Annotated in this window: 17 protein-coding genes; all 17 read left to right on the forward strand. The window is 58.7% G+C overall.

Annotation, left to right across the window (positions count from 1 at the left end):
• Nucleotides 1–6: 6 nt before the first annotated feature.
• The 17 genes from fabG to FGA82_RS10395 all read left to right on the forward strand — a co-directional run bounded on the left by fabG (nt 7) and on the right by FGA82_RS10395 (nt 14,968).
• Nucleotides 7–750, forward strand: coding sequence for a 3-oxoacyl-ACP reductase FabG (fabG, locus tag FGA82_RS10310; RefSeq protein WP_008086267.1), 744 nt, complete (start codon nt 7–9; stop codon nt 748–750).
• A 196-nt stretch (nt 751–946) separates the two neighbouring features.
• Entirely contained in the window at nt 947–1,183 is a 237-nt protein-coding gene (acpP, locus tag FGA82_RS10315) for an acyl carrier protein (RefSeq protein ID WP_003175607.1), read from the forward strand.
• 112 nt (nt 1,184–1,295) lie between these two features.
• Nucleotides 1,296–2,540: a beta-ketoacyl-ACP synthase II gene (gene fabF / locus FGA82_RS10320; RefSeq protein WP_141127011.1), complete on the forward strand. Its 1,245-nt coding sequence runs from the start codon at nt 1,296–1,298 to the stop codon at nt 2,538–2,540.
• Entirely contained in the window at nt 2,540–3,355 is an 816-nt protein-coding gene (gene pabC / locus FGA82_RS10325; protein ID WP_141127012.1) for an aminodeoxychorismate lyase, read from the forward strand. Before fabF ends, pabC begins: the two co-directional genes overlap by 1 nt.
• 3 nt (nt 3,356–3,358) lie before the next feature.
• The gene (gene mltG / locus FGA82_RS10330; protein ID WP_141127013.1) at nt 3,359–4,534 is read left to right on the forward strand and encodes an endolytic transglycosylase MltG; all 1,176 of its coding nucleotides are present in this window, start codon (nt 3,359–3,361) and stop codon (nt 4,532–4,534) included.
• 19 nt (nt 4,535–4,553) lie between these two features.
• Complete coding sequence (gene tmk, locus FGA82_RS10335; protein ID WP_007908268.1) at nt 4,554–5,186, forward strand: dTMP kinase; 633 nt, start codon at nt 4,554–4,556, stop codon at nt 5,184–5,186.
• Nucleotides 5,179–6,162 (forward strand): DNA polymerase III subunit delta', encoded by a 984-nt coding sequence (locus FGA82_RS10340; protein ID WP_141127014.1) that lies wholly within the window; start codon nt 5,179–5,181, stop codon nt 6,160–6,162. Before tmk ends, FGA82_RS10340 begins: the two co-directional genes overlap by 8 nt.
• A 42-nt stretch (nt 6,163–6,204) precedes the next feature.
• Nucleotides 6,205–6,561 carry a PilZ domain-containing protein gene (locus FGA82_RS10345; protein WP_007908272.1) on the forward strand — a complete coding sequence of 119 codons (357 nt, stop codon included), beginning with the start codon at nt 6,205–6,207 and terminating at the stop codon, nt 6,559–6,561.
• 14 nt (nt 6,562–6,575) lie between these two features.
• A complete protein-coding gene (locus tag FGA82_RS10350) occupies nt 6,576–7,367 on the forward strand; it encodes a TatD family hydrolase (protein ID WP_141127015.1) in 792 nt (263 codons plus the stop codon).
• A 351-nt stretch (nt 7,368–7,718) separates the two neighbouring features.
• A complete protein-coding gene (locus FGA82_RS10355; protein ID WP_007950805.1) occupies nt 7,719–8,357 on the forward strand; it encodes a TetR/AcrR family transcriptional regulator in 639 nt (212 codons plus the stop codon).
• Between the two features lie 137 nt (nt 8,358–8,494).
• Nucleotides 8,495–9,463 (forward strand): GTP 3',8-cyclase MoaA, encoded by a 969-nt coding sequence (locus tag FGA82_RS10360; protein WP_141127016.1) that lies wholly within the window; start codon nt 8,495–8,497, stop codon nt 9,461–9,463.
• 169 nt (nt 9,464–9,632) lie between these two features.
• On the forward strand, nt 9,633–10,238 hold the full coding sequence (locus tag FGA82_RS10365) for a DUF4823 domain-containing protein (protein ID WP_007908280.1): 606 nt from the start codon (nt 9,633–9,635) through the stop codon (nt 10,236–10,238).
• A gap of 16 nt (nt 10,239–10,254) precedes the next feature.
• Nucleotides 10,255–10,815 (forward strand): DUF1285 domain-containing protein, encoded by a 561-nt coding sequence (locus tag FGA82_RS10370; protein ID WP_141127017.1) that lies wholly within the window; start codon nt 10,255–10,257, stop codon nt 10,813–10,815.
• A gap of 193 nt (nt 10,816–11,008) precedes the next feature.
• Nucleotides 11,009–11,725, forward strand: coding sequence for a FadR/GntR family transcriptional regulator (locus FGA82_RS10375; RefSeq protein ID WP_095120571.1), 717 nt, complete (start codon nt 11,009–11,011; stop codon nt 11,723–11,725).
• 135 nt (nt 11,726–11,860) lie between these two features.
• Nucleotides 11,861–12,736, forward strand: a complete 876-nt coding sequence (locus tag FGA82_RS10385; RefSeq protein WP_141127018.1) for an SMP-30/gluconolactonase/LRE family protein — start codon at nt 11,861–11,863, stop codon at nt 12,734–12,736.
• Nucleotides 12,737–13,007: 271 nt separating this feature from the next.
• Nucleotides 13,008–13,826 (forward strand): SDR family oxidoreductase, encoded by an 819-nt coding sequence (locus tag FGA82_RS10390; protein ID WP_141127019.1) that lies wholly within the window; start codon nt 13,008–13,010, stop codon nt 13,824–13,826.
• Nucleotides 13,827–13,963: 137 nt separating this feature from the next.
• A complete protein-coding gene (locus FGA82_RS10395; RefSeq protein ID WP_122592145.1) occupies nt 13,964–14,968 on the forward strand; it encodes a substrate-binding domain-containing protein in 1,005 nt (334 codons plus the stop codon).
• Nucleotides 14,969–14,977 lie beyond the last annotated feature (9 nt).

Below are 14,977 nucleotides of genomic sequence, written 5' to 3' on the forward strand. Positions count from 1 at the left end.
ACTTGCATGAGTCTGCAAGGTAAAGTTGCACTGGTCACCGGTGCAAGCCGCGGTATCGGCCAGGCTATCGCACTGGAGCTGGGTCGTCAGGGCGCCATCGTTGTTGGTACCGCGACCTCTGCGTCGGGTGCTGAGCGCATTGCTGCGACCCTGAAGGAAAACGGTATTCAGGGCACTGGTCTTGAGCTGAACGTCACCAGCGACGAGTCGGTCAGTGCGGTGCTGGCAAGCATTCAGGAGCAGTTCGGTGCGCCGGTGGCGATCCTGGTCAATAATGCCGGTATCACCCGCGATAACCTGATGATGCGCATGAAAGACGATGAGTGGTACGACGTGATCGATACCAACTTGAACAGTCTATTCCGCCTGTCCAAGGGCGTTCTGCGCGGCATGACCAAGGCGCGTTGGGGCCGAATTATCAGTATTGGCTCGGTGGTGGGTGCCATGGGCAACGCAGGCCAAGTAAACTATGCAGCCGCCAAGGCCGGTCTGGAAGGTTTCAGCCGTGCAATGGCGCGTGAAGTCGGTTCGCGTTCGATTACGGTCAACTCGGTAACCCCAGGGTTTATCGACACCGATATGACGCGCGAGCTGCCTGAAGCACAGCGTGAAGCCTTGCAGACGCAGATTCCGCTGGGTCGTCTGGGACAAGCTCAAGAGATCGCGTCTGTGGTCGCTTTTCTTGCATCCGACGGTGCGGCATACGTCACTGGGGCTACAATCCCGGTGAACGGTGGGATGTACATGTAAGTAAAATGTGACGGATTGCTTCAAAAAAATGTCATACGAGCTGTCTAAAATCCGTTATAAAGCTGCAATCTATTTATAGGCAGAGGGCTGCAGGGTTTGAGGAGTGAAGCTTTCAGTTGAAAAACTGAAAAGTCTTTCTATACACTTACCCACTGGCCAGCTGCCTGAATTTGTCCATTAGGAGTGAAAACAAGGTATGAGCACCATCGAAGAGCGCGTCAAGAAAATCGTTGCCGAGCAACTGGGTGTTAAAGAAGAAGAAGTGGTCAACACCGCTTCCTTCGTAGAAGACCTGGGTGCCGACTCCCTTGACACCGTTGAGCTGGTGATGGCTCTGGAAGAGGAATTCGAGACCGAAATCCCTGACGAAGAAGCTGAGAAGATCACTACTGTACAAGCTGCAATCGACTACGTTACTAGCCACCAGGCGTAATAGTTTGTAATCGTTGTTTGCTGTCATGGAAAAACCGCACTGCCATCATGGCGTGCGGTTTTTTCTTTAGGCCTGATGCAAAGTCGTCGTCATTTGAAAAAAGGAGAGTGCTGTGTCGCGTAGACGCGTCGTAGTCACCGGTATGGGTATGTTGTCGCCACTGGGCACGGATGTGCCGAGCAGTTGGCAGGGCATTCTGGCTGGCCGCAGTGGCATTGGTCTGATCGAACACACCGACCTTTCTGCCTATTCCACCCGCTTTGGCGGATCGGTAAAGGGCTTCAATGTCGAGGAATACCTGTCGGTCAAGGAAGCGCGCAAGCTCGACCTGTTCATTCAGTACGGTCTCGCTGCCGGCTTTCAAGCCGTACGCAACGCTGGTCTGGAAGTCACCGACGCCAATCGTGAACGCATTGGCGTGGCCATGGGTTCGGGGATCGGCGGTCTGACCAATATCGAAGAAACCAGCCGTACTCTGCATGAGACGGGCCCGCGTCGAATCTCGCCATTCTTCGTGCCAGGCTCGATCATCAATATGATTTCCGGTTTCCTGTCCATCCACCTGGGTGCACAGGGACCTAACTACGCCATCGCCACCGCGTGCACCACGGGTACGCACTGCATTGGCATGGCGGCGCGCAACATCATGTACGACGAAGCCGACGTGATGATTGCCGGCGGTGCCGAAATGGCCGCGTGCGGTCTGGGCATGGGCGGCTTCGGCGCGTCCCGTGCGCTGTCGACGCGCAACGACGAACCGACTCGCGCCAGCCGTCCATGGGACAAGGGCCGTGACGGTTTCGTCCTGTCCGACGGTGCCGGCGCACTGGTTCTCGAAGAGCTGGAACACGCCAAGGCGCGCGGTGCGACTATCTACGCCGAGCTGATCGGCTTCGGCACCAGTGGCGATGCCTTCCACATGACTTCGCCCCCCGCCGACGGAGCCGGTGCAGCACGCTGCATCACCAACGCGCTGCGCGATGCGAAGATCAACATCGATCAAGTGCAGTACATCAATGCCCACGGTACATCGACGCCGGCCGGCGACCTCGCTGAAGCCAATGCGATCAAGACCGTGTTCGGTGATCACGCTTACAAACTGGCGGTCAGCTCGACCAAGTCGATGACCGGTCACCTGTTGGGGGCGGCGGGTGCGGTCGAGGCAATCTTCAGCGTGCTGGCGATCAACAGCCAGGTTGCCCCGCCGACCATCAACCTTGAAGAACCGGACGAAGGCTGCGACCTCGATTTCGTGGCGCACACTGCGCGCAACATGGACATCGATGTCGTGCTGTCCAACTCCTTCGGTTTTGGCGGCACCAACGGCACTCTGGCATTCCGCCGGTTTGCAGGCTGATGGACTGCTGGGTCGACGGTCAACCGGCTGACGCTTTGTCGCTGAAAGATCGTGGCCTTGCTTACGGCGATGGTCTGTTCGAGACCATCGCCGTGCGTAGCGGCCAGCCGATCCTGCTGGATCGACACCTGACGCGCCTGGCCGAGGGCTGCGCACGTCTGGCCATCGCGGCCGATATGGCGCTGATTCGCCATGAGCTGCTGAGCTATGCGGCAGCGATGGGCGAGGGCGTGCTCAAGCTCATCCTCACCCGTGGCGACGGTTTGCGCGGTTATGCGCCGGACCCGACGGCGCCGGGCCGCCGCATTCTGCAAGGCAATCCTCCCGCGGCTTATCCTGCTGTTCATGCTGAACAAGGCGTTCGCCTGTTCCCGTGCAGCACCCGACTTGCCAAGCAGCCGTTACTCGCCGGGCTCAAACACCTCAATCGCCTTGAACAGGTTCTTGCCCGTGCCGAATGGCAGGACGGCGAGCACGCCGAGGGCTTGATACTCGATCAGGTCGGTCGTGTCATTGAAGGGGTGTTCAGCAACCTGTTCATCGTGCGCGACGGTGTGTTGATGACACCGGATCTGAAGCGCTGCGGCGTCGCCGGGGTGATGCGTGCCGAAATATTGTTTCAGGCCGAGACTTTGGCCATCCCCACGCAAATCGCCGACATCAGCCTCGAACAGCTGCAATGGGCTGATGAAGTGTTTGTCTGCAACAGCGTGTATGGCGTCTGGCCGGTACGCGCCTGTGCTGCTCTGAGCTGGCCGGTTGGCCCGCTCACCCGTAAACTGCAAACCATTGCCCGCGCCCTACTGGATGCCTGATTTGTGAGACGTAAACTTTTGCTGCTGCTGGAAACCGGACTGGTTCTGGCAGGGCTGTTGATGGGCGCCAGCGCCTGGAAGATTCACTCTGCACTGGAACAGCCTCTGAACATCACGCAGGAAGAACTGCTGGATGTGCCGAAAGGCTCTACACCTACCCGCACTTTCCTTGGACTCGAAACCGATGGCGTCATCAAGGACGCTTTCTGGCTGCGGGTTTACTGGCGTTTCAATCTCGCCGGCACGCCGATCCACAGCGGCGAATACCGCATGCAGCCGGGTATGACCGTCAACGGTTTGATCGACTTGTGGAAGCGTGGTGATGTGGTGCAGTACAGCCTGACGCTGGTCGAGGGCTGGAATTTCCATCAAGTGCGCGCCGCGTTGGCCAAAGATGAAAAGATCGAACAGACCCTGGGCGGTTTGAGCGACAGCGATGTCATGGCGAAGATTGGTCATAAAGGGCTGTTCCCGGAAGGGCGATTCTTCCCGGATACCTACCGCTTCGTGCGTGGCATGTCCGATGCCGAACTGCTGAAAAAGGCTTTTGATCGTCTCGACGAAGTATTGGCCAAGGAGTGGGAGAGTCGTTCTGCCGATGTGCCGTATACCGAACCGTATCAGGCACTGATCATGGCTTCGCTGGTCGAGAAGGAAACCGGCGTGCCGCAGGAGCGTGGGCAGATTGCCGGTGTCTTCGTGCGTCGCATGGCCCTGGGCATGCAGCTGCAGACCGATCCGACCGTCATCTATGGTCTGGGCGATCGCTACACCGGCAAGTTGACCCGTGCACATCTGAAAGAGCCGACGGCGTATAACACTTACGTGATCCCCGGCTTGCCGCCGACGCCGATCGCGATGGTTGGCCGCGAAGCGATTCACGCGGCATTGAACCCGGTGGACGGCACCAGCCTGTACTTTGTTGCGCGTGGTGACGGCAGTCATGTGTTCTCTGACGATCTCGATGCGCACAACAATGCGGTGCGTGAGTATCAGCTCAAGCGCCGTGCGGATTACCGCTCCAGCCCTGCGCCAGCGGTAACGCCTGAAGCGGCTCCCGCTGCCGAGGATGCGATTCCTGCGGCATCTCCGGATACAGCGCCGGAGTCGATGCCACAAGTTGCACCACAGGCGCCAGCGCTGACTCCAGAGGCCGCCGCCCCACAAAATACGCAATGACGTTGATTAAGGACTGCCTGTGACTGGCTTGTTTATTACCCTTGAAGGCCCGGAGGGCGCTGGTAAAAGCACTAACCGCGAATACCTCGCCGAGCGCCTGCGCGCCGCCGGTATCGAAGTGGTGCTGACCCGCGAGCCCGGTGGTACGCCGCTGGCCGAGCGGATCCGCGAAGTGCTGCTGGCGCCGGCCGACGAAGTCATGAATCCGGACGCCGAGCTGTTGCTGGTGTTTGCTGCGCGTGCCCAGCATCTGGCCGAAGTGATCCGACCGGCAATGGCCCGAGGCGCGGTGGTGCTGTGTGATCGCTTTACCGATTCCACTTATGCCTATCAGGGCGGCGGTCGCGGTCTGTCGCTGGAGCGCATCGCTGCGCTGGAAACCTTCGTGCAAGGCGATCTGCGCCCGGATCTGACGCTGATTTTCGATCTGCCGGTGGAGATCGGTCTGGCGCGTGCCAGTGCCCGTGGTCGCCTGGATCGTTTTGAACTGGAAGGCCGGGCATTTTTCGAGGCCGTGCGTAGCGCGTTCCTCAAGCGCGCCGAAGCCGATCCTGCGCGCTATGTGCGCATCGATGCCGGCCAACCATTGGCCAAGGTTCAGCAATCGCTGGATACCCTGATTCCGAACTTGCTGGAGCTGGCTCGTGGCTGAGGCCTATCCATGGCAGGACAGCCTCTGGCAGCAACTGGCCGGGCGTAAGCAGCACGCGCATGCCTATCTGCTGCATGGGCCCGCCGGGATCGGCAAACGCGCGTTGGCCGAACGCCTGATGGCCAGCCTATTGTGCCAGCGGCCGACGCCGCAAGCCTGCGGCGAGTGCAAATCCTGCCTGCTGCTCAAGGCTGGCAGCCATCCTGATAATTACATCCTCGAACCGGAAGAAGCCGACAAGGCAATCAAGGTCGATCAGGTGCGTGATCTGGTCAGTTTCGTGGTGCAGACCGCGCAGCTCGGCGGGCGCAAGGTGGTGCTGATCGAGCCGGTCGAGTCGATGAACATCAACGCCGCCAACGCTTTGCTGAAAAGCCTTGAAGAACCGTCCGGCGACACGGTTTTGCTGTTGGTCAGCCACCAGACCAGCCGCTTGCTGCCAACGATCAAGAGCCGTTGCGTGCAGCAGGCCTGTCCGCTGCCGGGCGAGGCAATGAGCCTGCAATGGCTGGCCCAGGCGCTGCCGGATTGCTCCGAAGAAGAACGTGTCGAATTGCTGACGCTGGCCGCCGGATCGCCGTTGATGGCGGTCAGTCTTCAATCGCAGGGCGTGCGCGAGCAGCGTGCGCAGGTGGTGGAAGGCGTGAAAAAGTTGCTCAAACAGCAGCAATCGCCGACGCAACTTGCTGAGGAATGGAAAAACATTCCGATGCTGCGTCTGTTCGACTGGTTCTGTGATTGGTCCAGTCTGATCCTGCGATATCAACTGACTCAGGATGAAGCGGGTCTCGGTCTGACCGATATGCGTAAAGTCGTGCAATACCTGGCGCAGAAAAGTGCGCAAGACAAAGTCCTCGAGATTCAGGACTGGATTCTCGCCCAGCGCCAGAAAGTCATGAGCAAGGCCAACCTCAATCCGGCGTTGCTGCTGGAGGCGTTGTTGGTGCAATGGGCGGGATTGCCTGGTCAAAGATAGGAATGTGTACCTAGACTCTGAACATCAGCAGTGGAGGTCAACATGAATGAACCCGTCAGCCCGGGGCCGCGCAACGGCATCTTGTCCCTGACCATAAAGGACAAGTCGGTGCTCTACGCCGCTTACATGCCGTTCATCAAGAACGGTGGCTTGTTCATCCCGACCAACAAGAGTTACAGGTTGGGCGATGAGGTGTTCATGCTGCTCAACCTGATGGACGAGGCCGAGAAGATTCCGGTGGCCGGCAAGGTCGCCTGGATCACCCCCAAAGGGGCGCAAGGCAATCGCGCTGCCGGTGTCGGCGTGCAGTTCAATGACGGCGACAACACCGCGCGCAGTCGAATCGAAACCCATCTGGCCGGAGCGCTTAAATCCGACCGTCCCACTCATACGATGTAAGTAGCCGTCTTTTTATGCTCGTAGATTCCCATTGTCACCTTGATCGCCTCGACCTCGCCGCCCATGACGGCTCACTGGATGCTGCACTGGATGCGGCCCGTGGGCGCGGAGTAGGGCACTTCCTGTGCATCGGCGTGAGTGCTGACAACGCCGCCGACGTCAAAGCCCTGGCTGAGCGTTATGACGATGTCGATTGTTCGGTCGGTGTGCATCCGCTCGATGTACAACCTGGCGCGGCGCCAGCGCTGGACTGGCTGTTGCACGAACTCAACCATCCGAAAGTGGTGGCGATCGGTGAAACCGGTCTGGATTATCACTACGAGCCGGAAGCTGCCGAATTGCAGCAGAAGTCATTCCGTCTGCACCTGCAAGCGGCGCAGCAGACCGGCAAACCGGTGATCATCCACACCCGTGGCGCCCGTGCCGATACCCTTGAATTGCTGCGCGAAGCGGCGTTGCCTCAGGCCGGTGTGCTGCATTGCTTCACAGAAGACTGGGACATGGCCAAAGCGGCGCTGGACATGGGTTATTACATTTCCCTGTCGGGCATCGTCACGTTCCGTAATGCCGATGCGTTGCGCGATGTCGCGAGCAAGGTCCCGGCGGATCGCTTGCTGGTGGAAACCGATTCACCGTATCTGGCGCCGATCCCTTATCGCGGCAAGCCGAACCTGCCGCAGTACGTGCGCGAAGTAGCGGAGTTCCTGGCGATGCTGCGCGGGGAAAGCTACGAGCGTTTTGCCGAGCAGACCACCGAGAACTTCAAGCGTTTGTTCCCGCTGGCGAGTGTTAAATCTGCCCTGTAGCCGGTGGCCAAATCGCAGGCAAAAAAAACCCGGGTTCTGGGGGGTGAATCCGGGTTAAGACCATTAGGAGTAAAACAAAGGCACGCGGTCCCTTGGTACCTTTACCGGCGCGACACTTGGGGGAGATGTCGCCCGACAGTTCAAGTATTGATCAGTCTGGCGTGCAGTCCAGTTAGCCGGTCGGGGTTTTTAAACAAATTTGGAATACGTTCGCTTCAGTTGAGTTCTCATTGCGCCCAAAACGTTCTCAAAATGAACAAGAAACACAGATGTGGTCGGATGATCCGTGCATTTTTGCGCAAGTTAGGCATAATACGCGGCTTCGAATTTTGACCCTTCAGACCTTTTCTTATGCACAAAGAACCTCGTAAGGTCCGTGAGTTTCGTCGCCGCGAGCAAGAAATTCTCGATACCGCGCTCAAGCTGTTCCTCGAACAAGGTGAAGACAGTGTCACCGTCGAGATGATTGCTGATGCCGTGGGTATCGGCAAAGGCACGATCTACAAGCACTTCAAATCCAAGGCCGAGATCTATCTGCGCCTGATGCTCGATTACGAGCGCGATTTGAACGAGCTGCTGCATTCGGCTGATGTCGACAAGGACAAGGAAGCGCTGTCCCGCGCCTACTTCGAATTCCGCATGCGCGACCCGCAGCGCTATCGCCTGTTCGACCGTCTCGAAGAGAAGGTCGTTAAAGGCAATCAGGTGCCGGAAATGGTCGAGGAGCTGCACAAGATCCGTGCCTCGAACTTCGAACGCCTGACCCTGCTGATCAAGGGCCGCATCAGCGAAGGCAAGCTTGAAGACGTGCCGCCGTACTTCCATTACTGCGCATCCTGGGCGTTGGTGCACGGCGCTGTCGCGCTGTATCACTCGCCGTTCTGGAGCAATGTGCTGGAAGATCAGGAAGGTTTCTTCCAGTTCCTGATGGACATCGGCGTGCGCATGGGCAACAAGCGCAAGCGTGATCCGGAAACGCCGAGCAGCTGAGCCATTCAGCTGCCTTATTGCGCCATGATTTAGCTACATGACGCAGTACCGCAGGAATATACTCAGGCATAGGGCTTGCTAAAACTTGATTTGTGAGTCAAGTTTTAGCGGCTCGAAATTCTTTCGCCGGAGTGATCATGATCGTTGACCGACAAGGCAGGCGTTTTCGCAATTTGCGGATCAGCCTGACCTCAGCCTGCAATTACGCGTGTACCTATTGCGTGCCCAACGGCAAGCGGCTGGTGGCTGCGCAGGATGAGCTGTCGGCTGAAGCCATGGCCCGCGGCGTGGCGTATCTGATCGAAGCCGCCGGCATCGAGCGTCTGCGCATCACTGGCGGCGAGCCGCTGGTCAGCCCCAAGCTCGAATCGTTCATGACCGCTGTCGGCAAGATGGGCCTGGAAGACATCAGCCTGACGACCAACGGCCAACTCCTCGCGAAAAAACTCCCGCTGCTGGTGGATGCTGGTCTGCGACGCATCAACGTGTCTCTCGATACCCTGGATGCCAGCGCCTTTCGCAGCATCGCCCGTGGCGGCGATCTGGCCACTGTGCTCGATGGCATGGACCAGGCCGCAGCGGCGGGGATGAAGATCAAGGTCAATATGGTGCCATTGCGCGGGCAAAACCTTGATCAAGTCATGCCACTGTTGGATTACTGCCTGGAACGTGGATACGAATTGCGCTTCATCGAGCTGATGCGCATGGGGCATCTGGCCAAGGACAACAATGCGTTCCTGCAACAGTTCGTCAGCCTGCAGCAGTTGCTGGAGCTGATTGGCGAACGTTATGAGTACGCACAAACCGATGCACCAGTGGATGCCACGGCCGTGCGCTATGCGATCCCGGGGTTGGGCAACTTCGGTGTGATCGCCAACGAAAGCGTGCCGTTCTGCCGGACCTGCTCGCGCTTGCGCCTGTCGTCGACCGGTTGGCTGCATGGCTGCCTCTCGTCGAGTAACCGCCACTATGTTGGCGATCTGCTCGACAAGCCGCGCCATCAAGCACTGCCGGCGCTCCAGCGATTGCTGGTCAAGGCGTTGGGGGACAAGCAGGAAGTGGCCTTCTCGGGCGGCGCAACAGTCATGAAAATCATCGGCGGCTGAACAACCGCTTTCGCGAGCAGGCTCGCTCCCACCTTGGAATGTGTTCCCCTGTGGGAGCGAGCCTGCTCGCGAATACGATTTAACAATCAATGAAGAACCAGAGCTGGCGCAAAAGCTGCATCCAACGGCCATTCGCCGGTTTTCCGTCACCGGCCTCTGGAGGAATAGGATGCGTAGCCTGGTTTTGCTGCTGGCCGTTTTGGCGCTTGGCGGCTGTATGACTGTCAGCGATATGGCCGAAGGCACTCGCTATCAGATGAGCGACGCGGGCTTGCTGGATCACAGCGACAGCCGTCGCGTGAACAATTTCCGCATTCAGCCGGACTCGTTCATCTACATCGCTCAAGGCGCGTTCGCACCGCCGGGTGGTTCTTACCCGCGCCCCAACGTCGTGGCCGAAGAGGCCTTCAAAGGCTTTGTCGAATACTTCCCGATGGTCCGCCGCGCCCGTGCTCCGGAAGGTCTCGATCAGGCGATGGGCGAAGCTCGCGATGCCGGTGCGCACTATCTGCTGTACACGCGTTTCGCCAAGGCTGATGACCGCATTGGCAACTCCGACGAGTGGCTCGATGAAGAAGCCGTGGATCGTCTCGGCATCGACGGCGGCGTGATTCAGATCATGTTGATCGAGACCAGCACCCAGTATTTGATTGATACTGCACGGATCAAGAGTCGTGGCGGTTTACTGACGTTCCACGACAGCAAGCCCGAAGACCTGATCGGCCCGCCGCTGGCACAGTACGCGCGCAGCCTGTTGGGAGTCGGCGACCAATAATTCAAAGGAGAACGCCATGAGTGGCCCGCAAAAAGCCAATGACCTGTTGGGACAAATCCCAAAAACCAAAGGCCTTCCGCCGGTGCATTTGTGGAACCCGGACTTCTGCGGCGACATCGACATGCGCATCGCCCGCGACGGCACCTGGTATTACCTGGGCACGCCGATCGGGCGCAAGCCGATGGTCAAATTGTTCTCCACGATCATGCGCCGCGATGGCGATGACTACTTCCTGATCACCCCGGTCGAGAAGGTCGGAATCAAGGTCGACGATGCGCCGTTCGTGGCAATTGCGGTCGAGGTTGAAGGCGAGGGGGAGGCGCAGCTTTTGCGTTTTATCACCAACGTTGATGAAACCGCCGAGGCCGGGCCGCAGCATCCGATCCGCGTCGAGATTGATCCGACGACGCAAGAGCCTGCGCCTTACGTGCATGTACGCACCAACCTCGAAGCGTTGATCCACCGCAATGTGTTCTACCAACTGGTGGAACTGGCGGTCAGTCGTGAGATCGATGGCCAACGTTGGTTGGGCGTATGGAGCGGCGGCGAGTTCTTTCGCATCGGCCTCGAACCCTGAACACAACCCCCCCTGTAGGAGTGAGCCTGCTCGCGATAACGGTGGATCAGTCGATATTTATGGTGACTGATCCACCGCGATCGCGAGCAGGCTCACTCCTACAGGGGTTTGTATTTCAGCTTTAAATCCTGATTGACACCCAATCATATGATGATTAGCTTGATCACCCATCGCGATCCGCTTTGAGGTGTTCATGTCCAGCAGCTTTCATGCGTCGACCGTTGACTGGCTGGGCAGCTGGATCGCCGCTGGCCAGGTCAAACCCGGGCAGACGATCAAAGTCGAGGCCGATCTGGGCGAACAGCTCGGCGTCAGCCGCACGGTCATCCGCGAAGCGATCAAAACCCTCGTCGCCAAAGGCATGCTCGAAGTGGGGCCGAAAGTCGGCACCCGCGTACTCCCCGTGCGGCGCTGGAATCTGTTTGATCCGCAAGTCGTCGGTTGGCTATCGCGCAACGGTTTGCCGGAAAACTTCGTCGATGACTTGCTCGACCTGCGCCGCACCATCGAACCCATGGCCGTACGCTGGGCCTGCGAGCGGGCGACCCTGGAACAGATCGAAGCGGTGCAACTGGCCTACAACGCCCTTGAGCGCGCGGTCGACAGCGGCATCGATTACAACCGCGCCGATCAGGTCTTCCACGAATGCATCCTCGCCGCCAGCCACAATCAATTTATCGAACAAATGGTCCCGGCCCTTGGTGCGCTGCTTGCGGTGTCGTTTGAAGTTTCTGCGGCCGACCCGGATGAACTGCGCCGTACCTTGCCGATCCACAAAGACATGGCTGATGCCATCGCCGCCCGCGATTCCGCACGTGGCGTTTGGGCGTGTATGACCCTGATCGACAACGCAGACCTGGCAATCAAACGCTTCTACCCGAAAGTCATGGCTGACAAAAAAGCCGGCTAAACACACAGATTCCCCCCTGTAGGAGTGAGCCTGCTCGCGATAGCGTCGTATCAGGCAAAGCGGATTCGACTGATCCACCGCGATCGCGAGCAGGCTCACTCCTACAGTAAAAACAAGAACATTGGAGACCGTTATATGCCGTGGACCGCCCTGACCCAACACCGCGCCCAACTCGGTGAAGGCCCGTTCTGGGACGCGCCGACCCAAGCGCTGTACTGGGTAGACATCGCTGGCAAACAGGCCCTACGCCTGATCGGCCAGAACGTGCAGATCTGGCAAATGCCCGAGCACGTTTCTGCGTTCATCCCCTGCGCCAGAGGCGATGCACTGGTGACCCTGAGCAGCGGCGTCTACCGTCTCGATCTCGACTCCCCGGGTCTCGAACCACGTCTGACGCTGTTCTGTGTCGCCGACCCGCAACCCGGCAATCGCCCCAATGAAGCACGTTGCGATGCTCAGGGCCGGTTGTGGCTCGGCACCATGCAAAACAACATCGGTGAGCAGGGTGAAGATCTGCCGATCACTCGTCGCTCCGGTGGCCTGTTCCGGATCGATTCGGATAAGCGCGTCACGCCTTTGCTGCGTGGCCTGGGCATACCCAACACGCTGCTGTGGAGTGACGACGGCACCACACTGCTGTTCGGTGACAGCCTCGACAGCACGTTGCACCGCTATTTCATTCACACCGACGGCAACCTCGATGCTGCGCAAGTCTGGTACGGCCCCGATCAGCAGGGCGGTCCGGACGGCTCGGCGATGGATGCCGAAGGATTCGTGTGGAATGCCCGTTGGGACGGCAGTTGTCTGCTGCGGCTGACGCCTGATGGCAAGGTCGAGCGCAAAATCGATCTGCCCGTCAGTCGCCCGACCAGTTGTGTGTTCGGCGGTGAAGACCTGAAAACCCTGTTCATCACCAGCGCCCAGAGCCCGCACAACCATCCATTGGATGGTGCAGTGCTGTCGATGCGCGTGGATGTCGCAGGAAAACTCTGTACGCGCTTTGCGGAATAAATCCCAAAATATGGGATGCAAAATTATATATTGAGATTATTTGGTAGTCGGGTTTATAGTCGGCTGCAGCAGTAACACGCACTCACACTTAAAAAGAACAAAACAGGTGAAGTGATGCAGCGAATTTCCATCGCACTCCCATGCGGAGTCCGCGTCTCGCAACGGCTCGATGCCGTCGGTGGCGCCTGCCTGTTTTGTTCCCAACGCATTCCGAGCCGGACATCGTCAGATGCCCGGTTTTTTTGCGCCGGCGAAACAGGAGTCCTGCTCCATGACTGAACCTCTTTCCCTGCCGCCGGTGCCCGCACCGCCGAAGGGCGAGCGACTGCAAAACAAAGTGGTGTTGCTCACCGGCGCCGCGCAAGGCATCGGCGAAGCCATCGTCGCCGCTTTCGCCTCGCAGCAAGCAAAACTGGTGATCAGCGATATCCAGGCCGAGAAAGTCGAGCAAGTCGCCGCCCATTGGCGTGAGCAGGGCTTTGATGTGCAGGCGCTGAAGGCTGACGTTTCGCGTCAGCAGGATCTGCATGCCATGGCCAAACTCGCTGTTGAACTGCACGGGCGCATCGACGTGCTGGTCAACTGCGCCGGGGTCAACGTATTTCGCGATCCATTGGAAATGACCGAAGAAGACTGGCATCGCTGCTTCGCCATCGATCTGGACGGCGCCTGGTTCGGCTGCAAAGCGGCGCTGCCACAGATGATCGAGCAGGGTGTTGGCAGCATCATCAACATTGCCTCGACCCACTCCAGCCACATTATTCCCGGCTGCTTCCCGTATCCGGTGGCCAAGCACGGTTTGCTCGGCCTGACCCGCGCACTCGGCATCGAATACGCCGCGAAGGGCATTCGCGTCAACGCCATCGCACCCGGCTACATCGAAACGCAACTGAACGTCGATTACTGGAACGGTTTCGCCGACCCGCACGCCGAGCGTCAGCGCGCCTTCGATCTGCACCCGCCGAAACGCATCGGTCAGCCGCTGGAAGTGGCGATGACTGCGGTGTTTCTGGCCAGTGATGAAGCACCGTTTATCAACGCGTCATGCATCACCATCGATGGTGGCCGCTCGGTGATGTACCACGACTGAGCGCTGCAGCTTTCACGCGGATAGATCCGGGTGAAATGCAATCATCATACGATATGACTATTTTCAACAGGCTTTGCAGGAACACGCTTTAACGCTTTTCAAAACATTGCTCAAAAAAAATAACAAGGAGTCAGCTTATGAAACGTCGTTTCGGGATTCGTACCCTGTGCACTACCGCCCTGGCGGTCACTGCATTCAGCCTGAGCAGTTCGCTGCTCGCTGCCGACACCGTGAAAATCGGTTTTCTGGTCAAGCAGGCTGAAGAGCCGTGGTTCCAGACCGAGTGGGCCTTCGCCGAGAAAGCCGCCAAGGACAAAGGTTTCGAACTGATCAAGATCGCTGTGCCGGATGGCGAGAAAACCCTCTCGGCCATCGACAGCCTCGCTGCCAACGGCGCCAAGGGCTTTGTGATCTGCCCGCCGGATGTGTCGCTCGGCCCGGCAATCATGGCCAAAGCCAAACTCAATGATCTGAAAGTGATTGCTGTCGATGACCGTTTCGTCGACGCCAACGGCAAGTTCATGGAAGACGTGCCGTACCTCGGCATGGCCGCGTTCGAGGTCGGCCAGAAGCAGGGCAACGCCATGGTCGCCGAAGCGAAAAAGCGTAACTGGGACTGGAAAGACACCTACGCGGTGGTCAACACCTATAACGAACTCGACACCGGCAAGAAGCGCACCGACGGCTCGGTAAAGTCCCTCGAAGATGCCGGTATGCCGAAAGACCACATTCTGTTCGCCGCACTGAAAACCCTCGACGTACCGGGCAGCATGGACGCGACCAACTCGGCGCTGGTGAAACTGCCGAGCGCGGCGAAAAACCTGATCATCGGCGGCATGAACGACAACACCGTGCTCGGCGGCGTGCGCGCCACTGAAGCGGCCGGGTTCGCCGCCGCCAACGTGATCGGCATCGGTATCAACGGTACCGACGCCATCGGCGAACTGAAAAAGCCTAACAGCGGCTTCTTCGGCTCGATGCTGCCAAGCCCGCACATCGAAGGCTACAAGACTGCCGAGATGATGTACGAGTGGGTGACCACCGGCAAAGAACCGCCGAAGTACACCGCGATGGACGACGTCACCCTGATCACCCGCGAAAACTTCAAGCAAGAGCTGGAAAAAATCGGCTTGTGGAACTGATGCCGCGAC

This window comes from Pseudomonas fluorescens, assembly GCF_005938625.1.
Taxonomy (GTDB): domain Bacteria; phylum Pseudomonadota; class Gammaproteobacteria; order Pseudomonadales; family Pseudomonadaceae; genus Aquipseudomonas; species Aquipseudomonas fluorescens_BD.